The organism is Pseudooceanicola sp. NS-SX9 (genome assembly GCF_057380705.1).
This window is the reverse complement of record NZ_CM170818.1, coordinates 1,027,389-1,050,032: the sequence shown is the minus strand read 5'-3', so window position 1 is coordinate 1,050,032 and position 22,644 is coordinate 1,027,389. Positions and strand designations below refer to the sequence as shown.

Genomic DNA, 22,644 nt, shown 5'->3' with positions numbered 1-22,644 from the left:
CCATCCGGGGTTCAGGGGTTTACAGGCCGAAGGCCTTCTTCACGGCCGCCGCGCCGTCACCGCCATCCGCAGTGGTCACGCCGTCGACCCAGGCCGAGACGACCTCGGGGTGGGCCTTCATCCATTCAAGCGATGCCTTGTCGGGATCTTCCTTGTCGTCCAGGATCTTGCCCATGATCTCGTTCTCCATGGGCAGAGTGAACTTGAGCTGTTTCAGGAACTTGCCGACATTCGGGCATTCCTCGGCATAGCCCTTGCGGGTGACGGTGTTCACCACGCCCTCGCCGCCAAAGAAGTCCTCGCCGCCGGTCAGGTACTTCAGCTTGAAGCTCGAGTTCATCGGATGCGGTTCCCAGCCCAGGAAGACGATATCCTTCTGCTTGTCATAGGCGCGGCGCACCATCGACAGCATCCCCTGCTCGCTGCTTTCGACCACCTTGAACTTGCCCAGGTCGTCCTTGTTGTCCTTGGTCAGGCCAATCAGATAGGCGTTGCCTTCGTTGCCCGGCTCGATGCCGTAGATCTTGTCATCCAGTTCCTTGCCGAACTTGTGGATGTCGGCATAGGTGTGCAGGCCCTTGTCATAGGTGTATTCGGGCACGGCGAGGGTGTATTTCGTGCCTTCCAGGTTGGTGCCCACGGTGTCGATCTCGCCCTTGTCGAGGTAGGGTTTGATCGCCGCGGTCTGCGAGGGCATCCAGTTGCCCAAGAAGATGTCCACGTCATCGCTTTCCAGCGAGGCGAAGGTCACGGGGACCGACAGCACCTTCACGTCCACCTTGTAGCCCAGTGCCTCCAGGACCTGCTTGGTCGCGGAGGTGGTCGAGGTGATGTCGGTCCAGCCAACATCCGAGAAGGATACCTTGCCACAATCGGCAAAAGCGGCGCCGGCGGTCAGCGAAAGGGCAATGGCGCTGGTCAGCGCAAGCCTGGTCTTGGTCATCACGTTTCCTCTGTGTCGGTGTCTTGCGTTTTTCTTGATTGATGAGTTAATCAAAAACGAAGAGCTTCGAAAAGTAAAGCACTCCGTCGGGAGGACAAGCCAAATGCCCAAGGTCGGGATGGAACCGGTTCGAAAGAAGGCACTCATCCTCGCCACGATCGCAGAGATCGGCGAGGCGGGGACCCTTGACGTGACCGTGAGCCAGATTGCACGGCGGGCGGGTATGTCCTCGGCATTGGCGCATCACTATTTCGGCTCCAAGGACCAGATGTTCCTGGCGACGATGCGCTACGTCATGCGCGCTTACGGAGAGGCCGTGCGCGCGCGTCTGGCACATGCCGAAACGCCCGAGCAACGGATCCGCGCTATCACGGATTCCTCTTTTGATTCCAGTCAGTTCGAACGAGAAGTCATCGCCGCTTGGCTGAACTTCTACGTTCGCGCCCTGCGCTCGGACGAGACGCGCAGGCTGCTGGAGGTCTATGCGCGCAGGCTTCATTCGAACCTCATGCACGATCTGAAGAAGCTCTTCGACCCTGCGACGGCCGAAGAGATCGCGCAAGGGTTGTCATCGCTGATCGACGGTTTCTACGTCCGCTCCGCCCTGCAGGAGGCGGTCCCCGACCGGGACCGGATCAAGGCGATGGTGAACGACTATCTGACACTCTGGCTGGAAAGGAAACAGCGTGGCAACTAAGCCCAACATCCTGATTTTCATGGTGGATCAGCTCAACGGCACGCTTTTCCCGGATGGGCCTGCCGACTGGCTGCACGCCCCCCACATCAAGGCGCTGGCGGCGCGGTCGACGCGATTCGCCAACAGCTACACCGGCTCTCCGCTCTGCGCGCCGGGGCGGGCTGCCTATATGTCGGGGCAGCTTCCGCGCCGCACCAAGGTCTATGACAATGCTGCGGAATTCGGCAGCGACATCCCCACCTATGCCCACCATCTGCGCCGCGCCGGCTACCAGACCTACCTGTCGGGCAAGATGCATTTCGTCGGCCCCGACCAGCTTCACGGTTTCGAGAAGCGCCTGACAACTGACATCTATCCGGCCGATTTCGGCTGGACCCCGGACTATCGCAAGCCCGGCGAGCGAATCGACTGGTGGTATCACAACATGGGATCGGTCACCGGCGCAGGCGTGGCCGAGATCACCAACCAGATGGAATATGACGACGAGGTCGCCTTCCAGGCCCGTCAGAAGGTCTATCAGCTGGGCCGCCGCCTGGACGATCGCCCCTGGATGATGACCGTCAGCTTCACCCATCCGCACGACCCCTATGTGGCGCGGCAGAAGTACTGGGACCTCTACGAGGACTGCGAACACCTGCTGCCCGAGGTCGCGCCGATCCCCTATGACGATCTGGACCCGCATTCGCAGCGCATCTTCGACGCCAACGACTGGCGCAATTTCGACATCACCGAAGACGACGTGAAACGCTCGCGTCGCGCCTATTTCGCCAACATCTCCTATCTCGACGACAAGCTCGGAGAGATCATGGAGGCGCTGCAGGGCACCCGGCAGATCGACAACACGATCATCCTGTTCGTCTCGGACCATGGCGACATGCTGGGCAACAAGGGCCTGTGGTTCAAGATGAACTTCTTCGAGGGCTCGGCCCGCGTGCCGCTGATGATCAGCGCGCCGCAGATGCCCGCAGGCCGGATCGACACGCCCGTCTCGACCATCGACGTGACCCCGACGCTGGCCGATCTGGCCGGGATCGAACTGGGCGAAATCGCCCCCTGGACCGATGGCGAATCCCTGCTGCCGCTGGCCAATGGCACGCCGCGCGCGACGCCGGTGCGGATGGAATACGCGGCCGAGGGCTCTTATGCGCCGCTGGTCGGGCTGCGTCAGGACAACTGGAAATACATCCGCTGCGCGCTGGACCCGGACCTGCTGTTCGACATCGCGGCCGACCCGAACGAACTGACCAATCTGGCCGAAGACCCGGCCCATGCCGAAACGCTGGCGCGGTTCCGCGCCATGGCCGACGGCTACTGGGATATGCCCGCCTATGACGGCGAGGTCCGCGAAAGCCAGGCCCGCCGCCTGATCGTCTACGAGGCGCTCAGGAACGGCGACTATTTCCCCTGGGATTTCGAGCCGCTGCAGCAAGCCTCCGAGCGCTACATGCGCAACCACATGGACCTGAACGTGCTGGAATCGAACCAGCGTTACCCCCGAGGAGAGTGACATGAAAAACGTCCAGCCGAAGGGCAGCCACTTCATCGACGGCGCCTACGCAGAAGACACTTCCGGCCGCGAGATCCCCTGCATCTACGCCGCCACCGGCGAGGTCGTGGCGACCCTGCATTCCGCAACGCCCGCGGTGATCGAACAGGCGCTGGCCTCGGCCCGGCGCGCGCAGGCGGAATGGGCCGCCCTTGCCCCCGTCGCCCGCGGCCGCGTCCTGCGCCGCGTGGCCGACATCCTGCGCGACCGCAATCAGGAGCTGTCAGAGCTCGAATCCATCGACACCGGCAAGCCGATCCAGGAAACCACCATCGCGGATGCGACCTCGGGGGCGGATTCGCTGGAATATTTCGGCGGCCTGGCCGCCACCCTGACCGGCGAGACGATGCCCCTGGGCGGTGATTTCGTCTACACGATCCGCGAGCCGCTGGGCGTCTGCGTGGGCATCGGCGCCTGGAACTATCCGACCCAGATCGCCTGCTGGAAATCCGCGCCGGCGCTGGCCTGCGGCAATGCCATGATCTTTAAGCCCTCCGAGGTGACGCCACTTTGCGCGCTGAAGCTGGCCGAGATCTATATCGAGGCAGGCGCGCCTGCGGGCCTCTTCAACGTGGTGAACGGCTATGGCGACGTGGGCGCGGCGCTGATCGGTGATCCGCGCGTCGACAAGGTGTCGCTGACGGGGTCGGTGCCCACCGGCCAGAAGGTCTATGCCGCCGCCGCCGAGGGCATCCGCCATGTCACGATGGAGCTGGGCGGCAAGTCCCCGCTGATCGTCTTCGAGGATGCCGACATCGAAAACGCCATCAGCGCGGCGATCAACGGCAACTTCTATTCCACCGGTCAGATCTGCTCGAACGGGACGCGGGTCTTCGTGCATGAAGACATCGCCGAAGCCTTCACCGCCCGTCTGGTCGAGCGCACGAAGACCGCCATCATCGGCGATCCGCTGGACCCCGAGACCCAGATCGGCCCGATGATCACCGATGCCCAGCGCCAGAAGGTGCTGAACTACATCCGCATCGGCCAGCAGGAAGGCGCGACACTGGCCATCGGCGGCGGCTGCCCGGACCGCGACGGCTGGTTCATCGAACCCACCGTCTTCACCGGCGTCACCGACGACATGACCATCGCCCGCGAGGAAATCTTCGGCCCCGTCATGTCGATCCTGACCTTCCGCGACGAGGCCGAGGTGATCGCGCGCGCCAATGCCACCGAATTCGGCCTGGCGGCGGGCCTCTTCACCCGCGATTTCGCCCGCGCCCACCGGGTCGTGGCGCAATTGCAGGCAGGGACCTGCTGGATCAACCAGTACAACCTGACCCCGGTCGAGACGCCCTTCGGCGGCATCAAGAAATCCGGCGTCGGCCGCGAGAACTCCAAGGCCGCGATCGAGCACTACAGCCAGGTCAAATCCGTCTACGTCGCCATCGGCGATGTCGCATCGGCATTCTGAAGGGGGGATCATGGACGCAGATTTCGTCATCATCGGCTCCGGCTCGGCCGGATCCGTCATGGCCTCGCGGCTGTCGGAAGACGGCCGCCACAAGGTGCTGGTGCTGGAATTCGGCGGCACCGATGCCGGGCCCTTCATCCAGATGCCCGCGGCGCTGTCCTACCCTATGAACATGAAGCGCTACGACTGGGGCTTCATGAGCGAACCCGAACCCGGTCTGGGCGGGCGGCAACTGGTGACGCCGCGCGGCAAGGTCGTTGGGGGGTCCTCGTCGATCAACGGCATGGTCTATGTGCGCGGCCATGCCCGCGATTTCGACCACTGGGCCGAAAGCGGGGCGCAGGGCTGGTCCTATGCCGATGTGCTGCCCTATTTCAAACGGGCCGAGCACTGGCATGACGGCGGCCATGGCGGCGATGCCGACTGGCGCGGCAAGGACGGTCCGCTGCACGTCACGCGCGGGCCGCGTGCCAACCCGCTCTACCAGGCCTTCGTCGATGCCGGCGCCCAGGCGGGATTCGAGCTGACCGACGATTACAACGGCCAGAAGCAGGAGGGCTTTGGCCCGATGGAACAGACGGTCTGGCAGGGCCGGCGCTGGTCCACCGCCAATGCCTATCTGAAACCCGCCCTGCAACGCCCCAACCTTCAGCTGATCCGCTGCTACGCCCGCCGCGTCATCATCGAGAACGGCCGCGCCACCGGCGTCGAGATCGAACGTGCCGGCAAGATCGAGGTCGTGACCGCCCGCCGCGAGGTGATCATCGCCGCCTCCTCGATCAATTCGCCCAAGATCCTGATGCTGTCGGGCGTGGGCCCTGCCGCCCATCTGAAGGAACACGGCATCGAGGTCGTGGCCGATCGCCCCGGCGTCGGCCAGAACCTGCAGGACCATCTGGAGCTTTACATCCAGCAGGCCAGCATCCAGCCGATCACGCTCTACAAGCACTGGAACCTCTGGGGCAAGGCGATTGCGGGGGCGCAGTGGCTGCTGACCAAGCAGGGTCTGGGCGCCTCGAACCAGTTCGAAAGCGCGGCCTTCATCCGCTCGAAGGCGGGGGTGGATTATCCCGACATCCAGTTCCACTTCCTGCCCATCGCCGTGCGCTACGACGGCAAGGCAGCGGCCGAAGGCCATGGCTGGCAGGCGCATGTGGGTCCGATGCGGTCCAAGTCGCGCGGTGCGGTGACGCTGAAATCGGCAGATCCGAAGGACGCGCCGAAGATCTTCTTCAACTACATGTCGCATCCCGACGACTGGGCGGATTTCCGGCACTGCATCCGCATCACCCGTCAGATCTTTGGCCAGCAGGCCTTTGATCCCTACCGCGGCAAAGAGATCCTGCCGGGCGACCACCTGCAAACCGACGATGAGCTTGACGGCCACATCCGCGCCCATGCCGAAAGCGCCTTCCACCCCTGCGGCACCGCCCGCATGGGCCGGCGCGACGATCCGATGGCGGTGGTCGATCCCGAATGCCGGGTGATCGGCGTCGAGGGGCTGCGCCTGGCCGACAGCTCGGTCTTTCCGCGGATCACCAACGGCAACCTCAATGCCCCCTCGATCATGGTGGGCGAGAAGGCCAGTGATCACATCCTGGGCCGGGCGCCCCTGGCACCGGAAAATGCCGAACCCTGGATCAACCCGCGCTGGCGCGACAGCGACCGCTGATCGCCTTCCCCGCCCCCTCCAAGGGGGCGGGGTTTTCCCGGTGCCGCAGGGACTTGCCCATGGATCGGGCGCCGGGCCATCGTTTTTTCTCCGATCCCCCCCGATCACCGGGTTTTCACCGGCCTCCCCCTTCCATGTGTTAACGGATTCTCAACATACTGCGGTAAACTCGGCCCAGATCGAGGCAATCGACCCCGGGACATCCCGGCCCCGCAAGACGAGGTGGCAGTGATCCAGACACATACCATCACCGCGCAGATGCCGACGGCGCTGCGTGTCAGCCCGGCCGGCCTGGCCGGCATCAACGTGCAATGCGCGGCGCTGTGCTACCGGATCGTCAAGGACAAGCCGCAGATCCTGCTGGTGACCTCGCGCGGGACGAAACGCTGGATCCTGCCCAAGGGCTGGCCGATGGAAGACCGCGGCCCCGCCGAATCCGCCCTGCAGGAAGCCTGGGAGGAAGCCGGCGTGCTGGGCCGCGTCGCGCCGCATCCGATCGGCTACTACAGCTACACCAAGAAGCTGGAGGACGGCCGCAACGCCCCCTGCATGGCGATGGTCTATCCGGTGCATGTCCATGCGCTGATGTCGGATTTCCGCGAGGCCGGCCAGCGCAAGCGCGACTGGGTGGGCCGCAAGAAGGCCGCCGCGCGCGTGGACGAACCGGAACTGGCGCGCCTGCTGCGCCGCTTCGATCCGTCGGAATTGCATTTCTGACGCAGCCCTGCGGCGTCTCTTCATGGAACCTTGCATCTTTCCGGGCATTGCTTAACTGAAGATATCAGTTTTGTGACCGGGACCGGCATGATTCACTTCGCGCTCAAATGCGACCAGGGACACAGCTTTGAAAGCTGGTTCCAGTCCTCCGATGCCTACGAGAAGCTTTCCGCCTCGGGGATGGTGGCCTGTTCGGTCTGCGGCAGCACGCAGGTGGAAAAGGCGCTGATGGCGCCGCGCGTGCGGACCGGCCGCGACAAACCCCTGACCCAGCCCGCCAGCGAAGCCGAACAGGCCATCGCCGAACTGCGCCGCCGGGTCGAGGAAAACGCCACCTACGTGGGCGGCAACTTTGCCGCCGAGGCCCGCGCCATCCACGAGGGCGACAAACCCGACCGCCCGATCTACGGCGAGGCCCGCCCCGAAGAGGCCCGCGCCCTGCTGGAAGACGGCGTGCCGGTGCTGCCCCTGCCCTTTTCCACCGGCCGCAAGACCAACTGAGGACCGCCCATGCATGTGCTGATCACCGGAGCAAGCCGCGGGATCGGCGCGGAACTGGCGGGGCTTCATGCCCGCCGCGGCGACCGGGTGACCGGCACCTCGACCGCGGGCGGGCCGGGGCTGAGGGCGCTTGACGTCACCGATCCCGCGCAGGTGCGGGCGCTGGCCGACAGCCTGCAGGGCGCGCCGCTGGACCGGCTGGTGTGCAATGCGGGGGTCTATCTGGACAAGGGCGACCGGCTGGAAACCGGCTTTGACGCCGCCAAATGGGCGCAAAGCTTTGCCGTCAACGTCACCGGCGCCTTCCTGTGCGTGCAGGCGCTGCTGGCGAACCTGCGGGCAGCGCCGGGGGCGCGGATCTGCCTGGTGGCCTCGGCCATGGCCAGCGATGAACGCGCGCCGGGCGGCGCCTATGCCTACCGGGCCTCGAAGGCGGCGCTGCTGAATCTGGGGCGCAACCTGGCCGTGGATCTGGAGCCCGAGGGCATCAGCGTCGGCATCTATCACCCCGGCTGGGTGCGCACCGACATGGGCGGCGCCCAAGCCTCGCTGCGGCCCCACGACAGTGCCGCCGGGCTGATCGCGCGGATGGATGCCCTGACCCCCGAGACCTCGGGCCGGTTCGAGACCTGGGAAGGCGATCCCATCCCCTTCTAACCCCCCGCCCCCACCCGGCGACGGGAAATCGGGCGCAAGCGTTTCCGCCTTGCGTCACAGGCGTTCCACGCGTAAACCACGCCGACTTTGCCTGAAAGGACGGGGCCGATAGACTGACATGCCTGTTCTCGTGATGAAATTCGGCGGCACATCCGTCGCCAACCTCGAACGTATCCGGCACGCCGCGCAGCGGGTGTCGGTGGAAGTTGCCAAGGGCTATGACGTCATCGTCATCGTCTCTGCCATGTCCGGCAAGACGAACGAGCTGGTCGGCTGGGTCAACGAGACCTCGCCGATGTACGACGCGCGCGAATATGACGCCGTCGTCAGCTCGGGTGAAAACGTCACCGCCGGCCTGATGGCCCTGACCCTGCAGGAAATGGACATCCCCGCCCGTTCCTGGCAGGGCTGGCAGGTGCCGCTGAAAACCAACAGCGCCCATTCCCAGGCCCGGATCGAGGAAATCCCGACCGACAACATCACCGCCAAGTTTGCCGAAGGCATGAAGGTGGCGGTTGTCGCGGGCTTCCAGGGGATCAGCCCCGAGGGGCGGATCACCACGCTGGGCCGGGGCGGCTCGGACACGACGGCCGTGGCTTTCGCCGCCGCCTTCGATGCGGAACGCTGCGACATCTACACCGATGTCGACGGCGTCTACACGACCGATCCGCGCGTCTGCAAAAAGGCCCGCAAGCTTGACCGCATCGCCTTCGAGGAGATGCTGGAGCTGGCCTCGCTGGGCGCCAAGGTCCTGCAGACCCGCTCGGTCGAGCTGGCCATGCGCTACAACGTCAAGCTTCGCGTTCTCTCGAGCTTCGAGGAACAATCCGACACCGCAGGCACCCTGGTCTGTGCCGAGGAGGACATCATGGAATCCAACGTCGTCAACGGCATCGCCTTCTCGCGTGAAGAAGCGAAGATGACCCTCGTGACCATCGTCGACAAGCCCGGCGTCGCGGCCGCCATCTTTGGCCCGCTGTCCGAAGCCGGCGTCAACGTCGACATGATCATCCAGAACGTCTCGGAAGAGGGCGTGACGGACATGACCTTCTCCTGCCCGATCGATCAGGTGAAACGTGCCGAGAAGGCGCTGTTCGACGCCAAGGAGGCCGGCCTGATCGAATTCGACGATCTGGTCGCCGATACCGAGGTCTGCAAGGTCTCGGCCGTGGGCATCGGCATGCGTTCGCAATCGGGCGTCGCGGCCAAGATGTTCAAGACGCTGTCGGATGAAGGCATCAACATCAAGGTCATCGCGACCTCGGAAATCAAGATTTCCGTGCTGGTCGACCGCAAGTACCTGGAACTGGCCGTGCAGACCCTGCACGACGCCTTTGGCCTGGAAAAGGCCGCCTGACCTTCGGGGCAACAGCGCCAAGATCTTGAGCGCGCCCCCCGGGGCGCGCTTTTTAATTGCACAATCGGCGGAAAGCCCCCCTGGGACAGACTGTCTTGTGACATTCAATTAATTGAAATCATTCTTTAAATTTCAGCGGAACTGGGCGATTTCGCACCTGCGGCAAGTTTTGCCCATTTCGCTTTCAGACACTCTGTGGTCTATTCACTCTGGACCCGGAGGCGAGGGGCAGCCCGAGAGATGAGCGAAGACTTCAAGACCGACAGTCGGCAGATGCTGGGCCGCCTGCGCGAAGTCATGGCCGAGGATGCCCTCGGGCAGGCGCGGCTGGACAAGATCACCCGGCTGATCGCCGGATCGATGCGGACCGAGGTATGCTCGGTCTATCTGTTCCGTGATGCCGACACGCTGGAACTGTGCGCGACCGAGGGGCTGAAGCCCGAGGCGGTGCACAAGACCCGGATGCGCCTGGGCGAGGGCCTGGTGGGCCGCGTGGCGCGCACCGGGCAGCTGGTCAACACCGCGGATGCGCCGAAGGAAGCGGGCTTTCGCTACATGCCCGAGACCGGCGAAGAGATCTATTCCTCGTTCGCGGGGGTGCCGATCCAGCGGCTGGGGGAAACCCTGGGCGTGCTGGTGGTGCAGTCCAAGCAGGTCCGCAAGTATTCCGAGGACGAGATCTACGCCCTTGAGGTCGTCGCCATGGTGCTGGCCGAGATGGCCGAGCTGGGCGCCTTCATCGGCGACAGCGCGGCGCTGACCAAGCGCCACACCAAGCCGGTGATGTTCCGCGGCACTTCGGGCCAGGAAGGCGCGGCCGAGGGCCACGTCTGGCTGCACGAGCCCCGCGTCGTCATCACCAACCCGATCGCCGACGATCCCGAACGCGAAAGCGCCCGCCTGCACGAGGCGGTCGAACAGCTGCGCGTCGGCGTCGACCGGATGCTGGCCGGCGCCCAGACCGGCGATGCCGAACAGCTGGAGGTCCTTGAGGCCTACCGGATGTTCGCCAATTCCAAGGGCTGGATGCGCCGGATGGAGGCCGACATCGGCCGTGGCCTGTCGGCCGAGGCGGCGGTGGAAAAGGAACAGACCGCCGCCCGCGCCCGGCTGACCAGCGCCACCGACGCCTATCTGCGCGAGCGCCTGCACGATCTGGACGACCTGTCGAACCGGCTGCTGCGCATCCTGACCGGCCAGGGCACCGAAACCGGCGCCGAGATGCCGGTGGATCCGATCCTGGTGGCCCGCAACATCGGCCCGGCGGAACTGCTGGACTACGGCCGTTCGCTGCGCGGCATCGTGCTGGAACAGGGATCCGTCGGCAGCCATGCCGCGGTTGTGGCCCGCGCGCTGGCGATCCCGCTGGTGATCCATGCCAAGGACATCACCACCGAGGCGCTGAACGGCGATTACATCATGGTCGATGGCGACCAGGGCATCGCTCACCTGCGCCCCGAGGATACCGTTTCGCATGCCTTCCGCGACAAGATCGCCATGCAGGCCAAGGCGCAGGAACGCTATGCCTCGATCCGCGACGTGCCCGCGATCACGCCCTGCGGCACCCGCATGACGCTGACGATGAACGCAGGCCTGATGGCCGATCTGCCCAGCCTGGAAAATTCCGGCGCCGAGGGCGTCGGCCTGTTCCGTACCGAACTGCAGTTCCTGGTGCGCAACCAGATGCCCAAGCGCTCGGAACTCTCCAGCCTCTATGCCCATGTGCTGAACTCGGCCAAGGGTCGGCGCGTGGCCTTCCGCACCCTCGACATCGGCTCGGACAAGGTCCTGAGCTACATGAAGCCCAATGACGAACCCAACCCCGCGCTTGGCTGGCGGGCGATCCGGGTGGGTCTGGACAAGCCCGGCGTGCTGCGGATGCAGCTGCAGGCGCTGATCCGCGCCGCCGATGGCCGGCCGCTGACGGTGATGTTCCCCTTCATCGCCCAGTACGAGGAATACCTAGCCGCCCGCGCCGAGATGGACAAGGCCCTGGAGCGCGAACGCATCCTGGGTCATCCGGTGCCCTGCAAGCTGGAGGTGGGCGCGATGCTGGAAACGCCTTCGCTGGCCTTCGCGCCGCGCCGCTTCTTCGAAGAGGTGGATTTCCTGTCGATCGGCGGCAATGACCTCAAGCAGTTCTTCTTCGCCGCCGACCGCGAGAACGAGCGCGTGCGCCGCCGCTACGACACGCTGAACGTCAGCTTCCTGAACTTCCTGCGCCGCATCGTCGAACGCTGCGAGGAAACCGGCACGCCCCTGTCGTTCTGCGGCGAAGACGCCGGCCGCCCGCTCGAGGCCGTTTGTCTGGCGGCGATGGGCCTTCGGGCGCTGTCGATGCGCCCCGCTTCGATCGGGCCGGTGAAATCGCTGCTGCTGCGCACCGACCTGTCGCAGCTGCGCGAGGTGATCGACGACGCGGCCGAACGCGGCGAACAATCCGTCCGCCGCGCGGTGCTGGACCACCTGCGCTCCACAACCTGAGACCTGCCATGCAAGACCTGTCCCCGGCGGATGACGCCTTTGTCCGCCACCTGCGCACGCTGCTGCCCGAAATGGCCTTTCGCGACGACCCCACCCCCTACCTGAGCGAGCCTCGCGGCACCTGGAAGGCGCAAGCGGGGGTGGTGGTGGCGCCGGGCTCGACGGCGGAGGTCTCGCTGGTGATGGCGGCCTGCCACGCGGCCCGGGTGCCGGTGGTGCCCTATGGCGGCGGCACCGGACTGGTGGGCGGCCAGGTCATGCCTGAGGGGCCCGCGCCGGTGGTGCTGTCGCTGGAACGCATGAACCGCATCCGCCAGGTCCTGCCACAGGAGAACGTCATCGTCACCGATGCGGGCGTGCTGGTCGAGGACCTGCACCGCGCCGCGGACGAGGTGAACCGGGTCTTCCCGCTCAGCTTCGGGGCGCAGGGCTCGGCCCGGATCGGCGGCAGCCTGGCGACCAATGCGGGCGGGCTGAACGTGCTGCGCTACGGCACCACCCGAGAGCTGTGCCTGGGGTTGGAGGTCGTGCTGGCCGACGGCCGGGTGATGGATCTGCTCAAACGCCTGCGCAAGGACAACACCGGCTACGACCTGCGCGACCTGATGGTGGGCTCGGAAGGGACGCTGGGGGTGATCACCGGCGCCGCGATGAAGCTTTTCCCGCGCCCCGCCCGCCACGCGACGGCGGTGATGGTGGTGCCCTCGCCCGCCGCCGCCCTGGACCTGCTGGCGCTGGCCCGCGACATTGCCGGCGAAACGATTTCCGGGTTCGAGCTGATCTCGGGCCAGGGTCTGGAATTCCTGCGCACCCACCTGCCGCAGATCCGCCGCCCCTTCGATCCCTCGCCCGACTGGATGGTGCTGACCGAGCTGGGCACCAGCGCAGGTATCGACCCCGCCGCCCAGCTGGAAGAGATCTTCGCCGCAGCCCTGGAGGCGGATCTGACCAGCGACGGCCTGATCGCCCAGAACGAGGCCCAGGCGGCCGAGTTCTGGACCATGCGCGAAACCATCCCCGAGGGAAACCGGCTGACCGGCGCGATCTCCTCGCATGACGTGTCGCTGCCGCTGTCGGAACTGCCCGCCTTCATCGAGGAAGGCCGCGCGCGGCTGGCGCAGATGGGCCCGTTCCGGCTGAACTGCTTCGGCCATCTGGGCGACGGCAACCTGCATTACAACGTCTTCCCCCCCGAGGGCGAAACCCGCGACGCCTACCTGCCCCGCAAGTACGAGTTCATGCGGATGATCCATGACCTTGTGGCCAAACACGGCGGCGCCTTCAGTGCCGAACACGGCGTTGGCCGCCTGAAGGTCGATGACCTGGAACGCTACGGCAATCCGCTGAAGCTGGAAATGATGCGCGGCATCAAGACGCTGTTCGATCCCGCGGGCATCCTGAACCCCGGCGCGCTGCTGCGCTGAAGAGGGGGCTCTGCCCCCGCCGCGGCTGCGCCGCGCCTCCCCCGGAGTATTTCCAGTCAGATGACAGGGAACCCGGCCTTCTTTCATCTTTCCGGTAAATATGCCCGCCGGAGGCTTCGTCGCCGCAGGCGGCGAAATCCTTGCGAAAACGCGCCCTGCCGGGGGACGGACAGGGCGCGCCCGGATCCGGGGGAGGATCCTTCGCAAGCAGTGCCGGCTCCCGACCGGCAAGGCAGGGATAGCGCCGGTTGGTTGCCAAAGTGTTGACGGATGTCAGGTGCCGTCGAAGGCGCACAGGGCATGGACGGTCATGCCGAGCGCCTCCAGGCGGGCGCGGCCGCCAAGCTCGGGCAGATCGATGACGAAGGCGCAGCCGGCGACCTGGGCGCCGAGGCGCTGCACCAGCGTGATGCCCGCGGCCGCCGTGCCGCCGGTGGCCAGAAGGTCATCGACGATCAGTACCCGCTCGCCCGACTGCAGGGCGTCCTTGTGGATCTCGACCTCGGCCTGGCCGTATTCCAGCGTATAGCTCTCCCCCAGCGTGGCCCCCGGCAGCTTGCCCTTCTTGCGCACCGGCACGAAGCCGATCGAGAGCTGGTGCGCGATCGCGCCACCCAGGATGAAGCCGCGCGCCTCAAGCCCCACGACCTTGTCGATGCACCCGCCGACGAAGGGATCCAGCAGCTGGTCCACCGCCAGGCGCAGGCCGCGCGGATCGGCGAACAGCGTGGTCACATCGCGGAACATGATGCCTTCGTGCGGGAAATCCGGGATCGTGCGGATGTAGTCCTTGACGGTCTTCATGAGGGGCCCTTTTCCGAAAAACCCATGCGTGATGACGCAAAGGCGCGGGCGCTGCAAGCCCGCCGCCAAGTCAGCCTTTCGGCCAGAGGCAAGGGCCCGATCTAGCAAAGCCATCGCGCCGGGATCCGACGACCGACGCAGGGTGCGCGCCTCGGGCGCAGCCGCCACAGAGGGCCACGCCCTGGCCTGCGCTCGTTTGGGCGGGCCGCACTGCCGATAGCCCACCTGCCGAGAAGGCCGCCGGGCCTTCCGGCAGCCCGGACATGGCGCGCTGCCTGCGCGGACCGCCTGCCTGTCCAGACCGCCTGAGCAGTCCCGCAAGGTCCGCCATTGCAGCCCGGGGCCGGAACGACGCCGATGCGGCTGGCTTTCGGCCTGACACGGCCCGAGGCGCGGGCGGCCGGCCGCCGCGCCAACACCCCGCATCACATCCGGCCCGGGCGCTGCAAGCACCGGCAATCCCTGTCACAAAGGCTGCGCAACCTCAGGCATCGCCCGCCCGCGCCTTGTCGCCCAGGGGCAAAGCCGCTAACCCGGGACCCAGACCAGACAGAACGAAAGACCGCCACATGCCCAAGACCGAATTCGGGGCGTTTGCCAAGCGCATCACCCTGCCCGATCTGCGGATCTCTCCGACCGAGGGGCTGTCGCTGGACCGCCTGAGGATCGAGTTCCTGGCCGGGCTGACCACCTCGCTCGCGCTGGTGCCCGAAGTCGTGGCCTTCGCCTTCGTGCTGGGGGTGAACCCGGTCAATGGCCTCTATGGGGCGGTCTTCCTGTGCCTGATCACCGCGATCCTGGGCGGGCGGCCCGGGGTGATCTCGGGGGCGGCGGGTTCGACTGCGGTGGTGCTGGTGTCGCTGGTCGCGCAATACGGGATCGAATACCTCTTTGCCGCAGTGATGCTGGCCGGGGTGATCCAGATCTTTGTCGGACTGATGCGATGGGGCAAGTTCATCCGCCTGGTGCCGCATCCGGTGATGCTGGGCTTCGTCAATGGTCTGGCGATCATCATCTTCCTGGCGCAGCTGGAACAATTCCACGTCCCCGGCACGGCGCATGATCCGGGCCCGACACAATGGATCAGCGGCCCGACGCTGTGGATCATGCTGGGCCTCGTGGTGCTGACCATGGCGGTCACCCACCTGATGCCGCGGCTGACGAAACTGGTGCCCGCGCCGCTGGCCGCGATCATCGTCACCGCCGCCATCGTTCTGGGCTTCGGGCTGAACGTGCCCGATGTCGGCGACATGGCCCATATCAAGGGCGTTCTGCCACCGTTCCACATCCCGATGGTGCCCTTCACCTTCGAGACGCTGAAGATCATCCTGCCCTATGCCGTCATCATGGCCGCCGTCGGCCTGATCGAAAGCCTGCTGACCCTCAACCTGGTGGGCGAGATCACCGGCCAGCGCGGCGGCGCCAGCCAGGACTGCGTGGCCCAGGGCACGGCCAACATCGTCGCCGGCGCCTTCACCGGCATGGGCGGCTGCGCCATGATCGGACAGTCGATGATCAACATCCGCTCTGGCGGGCGGACCCGGATCGCGGGCGTGGTGGCGGCGCTCTTCGTGCTCAGCTACATCCTCGTGGCCTCGAAGCTGATCGAGATGATCCCCCTGGCCGCCCTGGTCGGCGTCATGCTGATCGTGGTGATCGAGACCTTCGCCTGGAATTCCTTCAAGATCATCGCCAAGGCACCGCGCACCGACGCGGCCGTGATCATCATCGTCACCGTGGTGACGGTGCTGACCGACCTCGCCACGGCGGTGATCGTGGGCGTGATCATCTCGGCGCTGGCCTATGCCTGGAACAACGCCCGCCGCATCCATGCCTCGACCGAAACCGACGCCGAGGGCGCCAAGATCTACAAGATCCACGGGCCGCTCTTCTTCGGCTCGACCGACGGCTTTGCCGAAGTGTTCACCGTCGCGGCGGATCCCGAAAAGGTGATCGTCGATTTCGACGACAGCCGGGTCGTCGACCAGTCCGCCCTGCAGGCCATCGAAAGCCTGGCCGAGAAATACGAGGCCGCCGGCAAGGACCTGCAGCTGCGCCACCTCAGCCGCGACTGCCACCGCCTGCTGCGCCGCGCCGGCCATCTGGTCATCGACAGCGACAATGACCCCGATTACGGCGTCGCCACCGACTACAAGGTGCGCACCGGCCCGCTGGGCTGACCGGAACGGGGGGCAAGACGCCCCCCGGCCTCACTTCTGACCGGGCCGCAACAGCGAGAACACCTCGCTCACCGCCGCATAGTCGCGGTAGCCCAGCCGCGACAGGTTCCGCACCTTGGTGACCTCGTATCGGCCATCGACCAGCGCATCGGGATGGATGTGCACCCCCACGACTTCCCCGATGACCATGTGGTTGTCCTCGCCCTTCAGGTCGATCACCTGCAGCACCCGGCATTCCAGGCTGGCGGGCGCCGCCGCCACCCGCGGGCAGTCGATCTCCTCGCACTCGGCCTTTGCCAGCCCGGCATACAGGAACTCGTCCTCCCCTGCAGGCAGGGCGGTGGTCGACAGGTTCATCTGATCCTTCAGCCCCTCCGAGACGATGTTGACGCAGAAAACCCCGCTTTCGCGCGCCTGGAACAGGCTGTCCTTGGCATAGGCGCGGTCAGGCTTCGCACCGGTCGAGGCGAACATCACCTGCGGCGGCGTATCGGCGATTCCATTGAAGAAGGAATAGGGCGCCAGATTGTCCCCCATCGCCCCCCTGGTCGAAATCCAGCCGATCGGCCGCGGCGAAATGATGGCCTTGATCGGGTTGTGTGGCAGCGGATGGCCTTCGGCGGGACGATAGAACATGACGGTTTCCTTGGGTTTGAAGCTCGGGGTCACCCGTGCTACCTGCCATTCCAACACTGAAAGAGAGGCGACGCCAGCGATGTTCACGATTGCGCCCGAAACCAGCGAGGACTGGTGGGAAGTCGAGGCCCTTTACGACCTCTGTTTCGCCCCCGGACGCACCGCGCTCAGCTCCTACCGGCTGCGCGACGGCATCGATCCGGTGAAGGGTCTGTGCATGATCGCCCGCGACAGCGACGGCACGGTGGGCGGCGCAATCCGCTACTGGCCGGTGATGGTCGGACGCCACCGCACGCTGCTGCTGGGCCCCGTGGCGGTCCACCCCACCCACCAGGGCGAGGGCCTCGGCGCCCTGCTCATCCAGTCCTCCCTTGACGAGGCCACGGCCCAGGGCTGGACCCGCGCCCTGCTGGTGGGCGATTATCCCTACTATCGCCGCTTCGGCTTCGAAAAGCTCGAGGGCGTGGAAATGCCGCCGCCCACCAACCCCGACCGGATCCTCGGACGCCCGCTGATCCTCGACGGCTGGCACGGCATCCACGGCAAGGTCACCCGCGCCGACTGACCCTGCCCATTTTCTTGTTCCAAATACCTCGGGGGTGAATTGCGCCGCAGGCGCAAGAGGGGGCAGCGCCCCCTTCCCCCCTCACAGTCTCTGCCCAATGCCCCCCTGCGCGACCGATCTCCGGTTCCGCGCCTTCTGCCGCACCGCCTCTTCCCTTCCGCCCCCCGCGCCCCCATCTTTGACCCATGGCAGAGATCGACATCCGGGTTCTCCCGCCCGCCCGCATCACCCCCCTGACCGAGGCCCAGATCGCCACCCGCATCGAGGCCCTCGCCACCCGTTACCGCGACGCCTCCGGCCCCGGCATCCGGGTTTTGAACCTGCTGGGCGGCCGCGCCGAGACACTGCTCGAGCGGTTGCCCCAGCCGGTGCGCGACCGCCTTGGCCGGGCCACCGAAACCGCGCTCTTCAGCGCGGTGCGCGCCGCCGAACGCTCGCGCGAGCTGGTGAAGGACCAGCCGGGCTGGGTCGACCGGGCCGTGGCCACGGGGCTGGGGGCCGTCGGCGGGCTGGGCGGGCTGCCCTCGGCGCTGGCCGAGCTGCCGGTGACCACGACGATGCTGCTGCGCTCGGTGCAGGGGGTGGCTGCCGAATACGGTTTCGACCCCAAGGCGCAGAACGTGCAGTTCGATTCGATCCAGGTGCTGGCCGCCGCCGGGCCGCTGTCGGGCGACGATGGCGCCGACACGGGGTTCCTGGCGGCGCGGATGACGCTGACGGGGCCGGCGCTCAATGCCATGCTGACGCGGGTGGCGCCGAAACTCGCGGTGGCGCTCGGGCGGAAACTGGCGACCCAGACGGTGCCGCTGCTGGGGGCGGCTGCGGGGGCGGCCACCAATTTCGCCTATGCGAAATACTATCGCGACATGGCCCATGTGCAGTTCGGCCTGCGCCAGCTGGCGATCGAGGCCGGGCAGCCGCATGGCGATCTGGTCGAGGCGCTCAGGGCCGAGCTGACCCGCAAGCCGATCGCCCGGGACTGAAACCGGGCCAAGGGGCGCTGCCCCTTCTTGCGCCTGCGGCGCAATTCATCCCCGGCATATTTCCGGAAAGATGAAAGGCGGGGCCTCAGGCGATGCCGGCGTCGGTGCGGCCGCGGCGGTCCATCCGCAGGGCCGCATAAAGGACATGGGTGCGCCAGCGGCCGTCGATCTGCAGGTAGCTTTGCGCCACGCCCTCGTATTTGAAGCCGCAGCTTTCAAGGAGGCGCCGCGAGGGGGTGTTTTCCGGCAGGCAGGCAGCCTCGATGCGGCTCAGGTCCATGCGGTGCCAGGCGTGGTGGACGACGGCATGGATCGCCTCGCGCATGAAGCCCTGGCGGGCATAGCGCTGGCCGATCCAGTAGCCCAGCGTTCCTGACAGTGAAGGCCCCCGGCGGATGTTGTCGAGGGTGATCGCCCCCAGCAGCATCTGGTCCTCGCGGCGGATCAGGAAGAGCGGCAGCGCCGTCCCCCCCGAAATCGAGCGCTGCGCCCAGTAGACGCGGTTGGTGAAGCTGCGCCGGGTCAGGTGGTCTGACGCCCAGGTGGGTTCCCAGGGCGTCAGGAAATCGCGGCTGTCGTCGCGCAGGTTGGTCCAGGGACGAAAGTCGGAGTGGCTCGGCGGACGCAGGGTCAGCCGGTCGCTCTCGATCTGGACCTTCCGCCGGCCCGGCAGCATCAGGCGGCCCGGCGCGCCTGGAGGCCGGCAAAGGCGGGCGCGCCCTTGACCGGTCCATAGAGGGCCAGCGCCATCGGTGCCGCGACCGCCATCTGTTCGGCATGGCGGCGCAGGTCGTCAGGGGTGACGGCATCGATGCGCTCGACCACCTCGTTCAGCGCCGGCACGCGGCCCCAGATCTCGATCATGCGGGCCAGGCGTTCGGCCCGCGCCGAGCAACCTTCGAGGCCCATCAGCAGCCCCGCCTTCATCTGCGCCCGGGCACGGTCGGTTTCCGCCTGGGTCAGCCCTTCGGCGGCGCGCTTCATCTCGTCCACGATCAGCCCGGAAAGCTCGGCCACCTTGTCGCCCGAGGTGCCCGCGTAGATCGTCGTCATGCCGCTGTCGGCATAGGCGCCGGCCTGGGCGAAGATCGTGTAGCACAGGCCGCGCTTCTCGCGCGCTTCCTGGAACAGCCGCGAGGACATGCCGCCGCCCAGCGCCCCGGCATAGATCTGCGCCGCATAGGCATCGGGATGGCGGTAGTCGGGGCTTTCGAAGCCGAAGGTCACATGGGCCTGTTCCAGCTTCTTGACCTTGCGCAGGTCGCCGCCGACGAAGCGGGCGGGCACCAGGCCGGGCTGGGTGCGCGCCACCATGTCGCCGAAGAGGCGTTCGGCCATGGCGACGATCTGGTCGTGATCGACCGCCCCCGCCGCCGACAGGATCATCTGGCCGGGGCCGTAATGTTCCGCCACGAAGCCCGAGAGGTCTTCGCGGGTGAAAGCGCGCACGCGCTCTTCCGGGCCCAGGATGGTGCGGCCCAGCGGCTGTTCGGGATAGGCCTGTTCCTGCAGCCAGTCAAAGATCACGTCATCGGGCGTATCGAGCGACTGGCCGATTTCCGACAGGATCACGCCGCGTTCCATCTCGATCTCGCGGGCATCGAAGATGCTGTCGCGCAGGATGTCGGCGATCACTTCCAGCGCCAGCGGCACGTCGGCCTTCAGCACGCGGGCGTAATAGGCCGTCACCTCGCGCGAGGTATAGGCGTTGATGTAGCCGCCCACGTCCTCGATCACCTCGGCGATCTGCAGCGCGTTGCGGGTGTTGGTGCCCTTGAAGGCCATGTGTTCCAGGAAATGGGCAATGCCGTTCTGCTCGGGGCGCTCGTGGCGGCCACCGGCCCCCACCCAGATCCCGATCGAGGCCGATTGCAAGCCGGGCATGGTTTCCGAAACGATGCGGAAGCCGTTCTTCAGGGTCGTCAGTTGAACGCTCATGCGCGCCTCCGGTCACGGACCAGGGCCTCGATGGCGGCCAGGTCATCGGCGACGCGGGTCACGCGTTCGTCCTTGTCGAAAAGATCCGCCATGCGCGGCGGCAGGCCGGGGCGCACACCGCTGGCCGCGTCCACCGCATCGGGGAACTTGGCCGGATGGGCGGTGGCCAGGGTGATCATCGGCACCGCCGGATCGCGCAGGTCCTGTGCCACCTTCACCGCAACGGCGGAATGCGGGCACAGCAGTTCGCCCGTCGTGGCGCGCAGCGCGGCGATGGTGGCCTTGGTTTCATCTTCCGAGCAGCGGCCGGACAGGAACAGTTCCTGCAGGGCCTGCAGCGCGCCCTGGGGCACCGTGAAGCCGCCCGCCTTCAGCTCGTCCATCAGCTGGCTGACGGCGGCGCCGTCGCGGCCCAGGGCATCGAACAGCGCGCGCTCGAAATTCGAGCTGACCTGGATGTCCATCGACGGGCTGATCGAGGGCACGACACCATCGGGCCGGTATTCGCCGGTGGTCAGGCAGCGGTGCAGGATGTCGTTCTGGTTGGTGGCAACCACCAGCGTCTCGATCGGCAGGCCCATCTTCTGCGCGATGTAGCCCGCGAAGATGTCGCCGAAATTGCCGGTCGGCACGGTAAAGCTGATCTTGCGGTCGGGCGCGCCCAGCGACACCGCCGAAGAGAAGTAGTAGACGACCTGCGCCAGCACCCGCGCCCAGTTGATCGAGTTGACTCCCGCCAGCCCGACCTCGTCGCGGAAGGCGAAGTCGTTGAACATGTCCTTCACCCGCGCCTGGCAGGTGTCGAAATCGCCATCAACCGCCAGGGCATGGACATTGGCGTCCTCGGGGGTGGTCATCTGGCGGCGCTGCACGTCGCTGACGCGGCCATGCGGGAACAGGATGAACACGTCCACGTTGTCGAGGCCCCGGAACGCCTCGATCGCGGCCGAGCCGGTATCGCCCGAGGTCGCGCCGACGATGGTGATGCGTTCCCCGGTCTTGGCCAGCGCGGTCTGGAACAGCTGGCCGATCAGCTGCATGGCGAAGTCCTTGAAGGCCAAGGTCGGGCCGTGGAACAACTCCAGCAGGAAATGGTTCGGGGCCAGTTGCACCAGCGGCGCGCGGGCCGCGTGGCCAAAGCCCTCGTAGGCGCGCGCGATGCAGCCACGGAATTCCTCTTCGCTGAAGGTGCCGCCCAGGAAGGGCCACATCACGCGAAAGCAGGTTTCCTCATAGCTCAGACCGCCCAGGGCGCGGATCTCGTCGGCGCTCAGCGTCGGGATCTCGGAGGGAACGTAAAGGCCACCGTCCCGTGCCAGGCCCGTCAGCATGGCATCGCGGAAGGTCAGTTCAGGGGCCTTCCCCCGGGTGGAAATGTATTTCACGACGTCTCGCCTTCTACCTGTTTCCGCATCCGATAAATCAGATAGGCGGTCATGGCCAGCCAAACCACCGCAAGGGCGAACCAGGTGAGGGCATATTGGCGGTGATCGTTGCGAATTCCCCCCGTTCCCACCGGCACCGCCTGCAGCGCGCCGCCGCCCCCCGCGCCGCTGCGCCGCACCAGCAGCACCGGTTCGGTGCCCAGCACCTCGGCCATGGTGGCGATGTCGCGGCCATAGAACAGCCCCGCCTGCAGATCGGGCCGGGGGGTCATCGCATCCACCTCGTCAGGCCAGAGCAGGTTGCCGGTGACCCGCCCCCCCTCGGCCCCGGGCAGAGCCGCCCCCTGGGGCACAAAGCCCCGGTCCACCAGGATCCGCCGGGCACCGGTGTCAAGGCCCTGCACCAGCCGCCATCCCGCCCCCTGCCCGTCGCGCGCCGACTGCACCCGCAGCACCGGCCCGACAAAGACGCCCTCGGCCGCCACCGACAGGTACTGGTCCGCCACCGGATCGGGCGCCCGCGGCACGGCTGCGGGGTCTGCCGCGATCCGCGCCTCGATCCGCGCCAGCAGGTCTTCCTTCCAGGCCAGGCGCCGCAGTTGCCAGTCGCCCAGCCCCGCCAGCACCGCAGCCCCGCCCAGCCCGATCGCCACCGCCCCCCAAACCGCCCTCATGTCCCTTCCCCCCGCGAAAAAGGGGCCCGGCCTCCTCCTGCCGCGCCCCGGATTTCATCTTTCC

At 66.7% G+C, this 22,644-nt stretch carries 20 protein-coding genes; 13 read left to right on the top strand and 7 right to left on the bottom strand.

The window, feature by feature from the left end:
• Window positions 1-19: 19 nt before the first annotated feature.
• Complete coding sequence (choX, locus tag AC2ITM_RS05045; protein ID WP_486468734.1) at window positions 20-943, bottom strand: choline ABC transporter substrate-binding protein; 924 nt, start codon at window positions 941-943, stop codon at window positions 20-22.
• 103 nt (window positions 944-1,046) lie between these two features.
• Between choX and betI the strand changes: the two genes are divergently transcribed.
• The 10 genes from betI (at window position 1,047) to AC2ITM_RS04995 (ending at window position 13,415) form a co-directional block, all read left to right on the top strand.
• A complete protein-coding gene (betI, locus tag AC2ITM_RS05040) occupies window positions 1,047-1,640 on the top strand; it encodes a transcriptional regulator BetI (protein WP_486468733.1) in 594 nt (197 codons plus the stop codon).
• Between the two features lie 19 nt (window positions 1,641-1,659).
• On the top strand, window positions 1,660-3,147 hold the full coding sequence (gene betC, locus AC2ITM_RS05035) for a choline-sulfatase (RefSeq protein ID WP_486469391.1): 1,488 nt from the start codon (window positions 1,660-1,662) through the stop codon (window positions 3,145-3,147).
• 1 nt (window position 3,148) lies between these two features.
• Window positions 3,149-4,603, top strand: a complete 1,455-nt coding sequence (gene betB, locus AC2ITM_RS05030) for a betaine-aldehyde dehydrogenase (protein WP_486468732.1) — start codon at window positions 3,149-3,151, stop codon at window positions 4,601-4,603.
• Between the two features lie 10 nt (window positions 4,604-4,613).
• Window positions 4,614-6,275 carry a choline dehydrogenase gene (gene betA / locus AC2ITM_RS05025; RefSeq protein WP_486468731.1) on the top strand — a complete coding sequence of 554 codons (1,662 nt, stop codon included), beginning with the start codon at window positions 4,614-4,616 and terminating at the stop codon, window positions 6,273-6,275.
• 228 nt (window positions 6,276-6,503) lie between these two features.
• The gene (locus tag AC2ITM_RS05020) at window positions 6,504-6,992 is read left to right on the top strand and encodes an NUDIX hydrolase (RefSeq protein ID WP_486468730.1); all 489 of its coding nucleotides are present in this window, start codon (window positions 6,504-6,506) and stop codon (window positions 6,990-6,992) included.
• Between the two features lie 87 nt (window positions 6,993-7,079).
• Window positions 7,080-7,493, top strand: a complete 414-nt coding sequence (locus AC2ITM_RS05015; RefSeq protein WP_486468729.1) for a DUF1178 family protein — start codon at window positions 7,080-7,082, stop codon at window positions 7,491-7,493.
• 9 nt (window positions 7,494-7,502) lie between these two features.
• The gene (locus AC2ITM_RS05010; protein WP_486468728.1) at window positions 7,503-8,150 is read left to right on the top strand and encodes an SDR family oxidoreductase; all 648 of its coding nucleotides are present in this window, start codon (window positions 7,503-7,505) and stop codon (window positions 8,148-8,150) included.
• 118 nt (window positions 8,151-8,268) lie between these two features.
• On the top strand, window positions 8,269-9,507 hold the full coding sequence (locus tag AC2ITM_RS05005; RefSeq protein ID WP_486468727.1) for an aspartate kinase: 1,239 nt from the start codon (window positions 8,269-8,271) through the stop codon (window positions 9,505-9,507).
• Between the two features lie 240 nt (window positions 9,508-9,747).
• Complete coding sequence (gene ptsP, locus AC2ITM_RS05000) at window positions 9,748-11,991, top strand: phosphoenolpyruvate--protein phosphotransferase (RefSeq protein WP_486468726.1); 2,244 nt, start codon at window positions 9,748-9,750, stop codon at window positions 11,989-11,991.
• Window positions 11,992-11,999: 8 nt separating this feature from the next.
• Window positions 12,000-13,415 carry an FAD-binding oxidoreductase gene (locus AC2ITM_RS04995; protein ID WP_486468725.1) on the top strand — a complete coding sequence of 472 codons (1,416 nt, stop codon included), beginning with the start codon at window positions 12,000-12,002 and terminating at the stop codon, window positions 13,413-13,415.
• A 273-nt stretch (window positions 13,416-13,688) separates the two neighbouring features.
• On the opposite strand, the gene AC2ITM_RS04990 is transcribed toward AC2ITM_RS04995, so the two are convergent.
• Window positions 13,689-14,219 carry an adenine phosphoribosyltransferase gene (locus AC2ITM_RS04990; protein ID WP_486468724.1) on the bottom strand — a complete coding sequence of 177 codons (531 nt, stop codon included), beginning with the start codon at window positions 14,217-14,219 and terminating at the stop codon, window positions 13,689-13,691.
• Between the two features lie 569 nt (window positions 14,220-14,788).
• On the opposite strand from AC2ITM_RS04990, the gene AC2ITM_RS04985 reads away from it, so the two are divergent.
• Window positions 14,789-16,399: a SulP family inorganic anion transporter gene (locus AC2ITM_RS04985; protein WP_486468723.1), complete on the top strand. Its 1,611-nt coding sequence runs from the start codon at window positions 14,789-14,791 to the stop codon at window positions 16,397-16,399.
• A 30-nt stretch (window positions 16,400-16,429) separates the two neighbouring features.
• Here the strand turns inward: AC2ITM_RS04985 and AC2ITM_RS04980 are convergent, their stop codons facing one another.
• Window positions 16,430-17,035, bottom strand: coding sequence for a flavin reductase family protein (locus AC2ITM_RS04980; protein ID WP_486468722.1), 606 nt, complete (start codon window positions 17,033-17,035; stop codon window positions 16,430-16,432).
• Between the two features lie 79 nt (window positions 17,036-17,114).
• Between AC2ITM_RS04980 and AC2ITM_RS04975 the strand changes: the two genes are divergently transcribed.
• Complete coding sequence (locus tag AC2ITM_RS04975; protein ID WP_486468721.1) at window positions 17,115-17,600, top strand: GNAT family N-acetyltransferase; 486 nt, start codon at window positions 17,115-17,117, stop codon at window positions 17,598-17,600.
• Between the two features lie 185 nt (window positions 17,601-17,785).
• Window positions 17,786-18,583, top strand: a complete 798-nt coding sequence (locus AC2ITM_RS04970) for an EcsC family protein (protein WP_486468720.1) — start codon at window positions 17,786-17,788, stop codon at window positions 18,581-18,583.
• A gap of 85 nt (window positions 18,584-18,668) precedes the next feature.
• Here AC2ITM_RS04970 and AC2ITM_RS04965 read toward each other — a convergent pair whose 3' ends face one another.
• Genes AC2ITM_RS04965 through AC2ITM_RS04950 form a run of 4 tightly spaced genes read right to left on the bottom strand, consistent with a single transcriptional unit; the run spans window position 18,669 to window position 22,580 of the window.
• Window positions 18,669-19,259, bottom strand: coding sequence for a GNAT family N-acetyltransferase (locus tag AC2ITM_RS04965; protein WP_486468719.1), 591 nt, complete (start codon window positions 19,257-19,259; stop codon window positions 18,669-18,671).
• On the bottom strand, window positions 19,259-20,521 hold the full coding sequence (locus tag AC2ITM_RS04960; RefSeq protein WP_486468718.1) for a M16 family metallopeptidase: 1,263 nt from the start codon (window positions 20,519-20,521) through the stop codon (window positions 19,259-19,261). The genes AC2ITM_RS04965 and AC2ITM_RS04960 overlap by 1 nt, the downstream gene beginning before the upstream one ends.
• The gene (thrC, locus tag AC2ITM_RS04955) at window positions 20,518-21,906 is read right to left on the bottom strand and encodes a threonine synthase (protein ID WP_486468717.1); all 1,389 of its coding nucleotides are present in this window, start codon (window positions 21,904-21,906) and stop codon (window positions 20,518-20,520) included. The genes AC2ITM_RS04960 and thrC overlap by 4 nt, the downstream gene beginning before the upstream one ends.
• Window positions 21,903-22,580: an SURF1 family protein gene (locus AC2ITM_RS04950; protein WP_486468716.1), complete on the bottom strand. Its 678-nt coding sequence runs from the start codon at window positions 22,578-22,580 to the stop codon at window positions 21,903-21,905. The genes thrC and AC2ITM_RS04950 overlap by 4 nt, the downstream gene beginning before the upstream one ends.
• Window positions 22,581-22,644 lie beyond the last annotated feature (64 nt).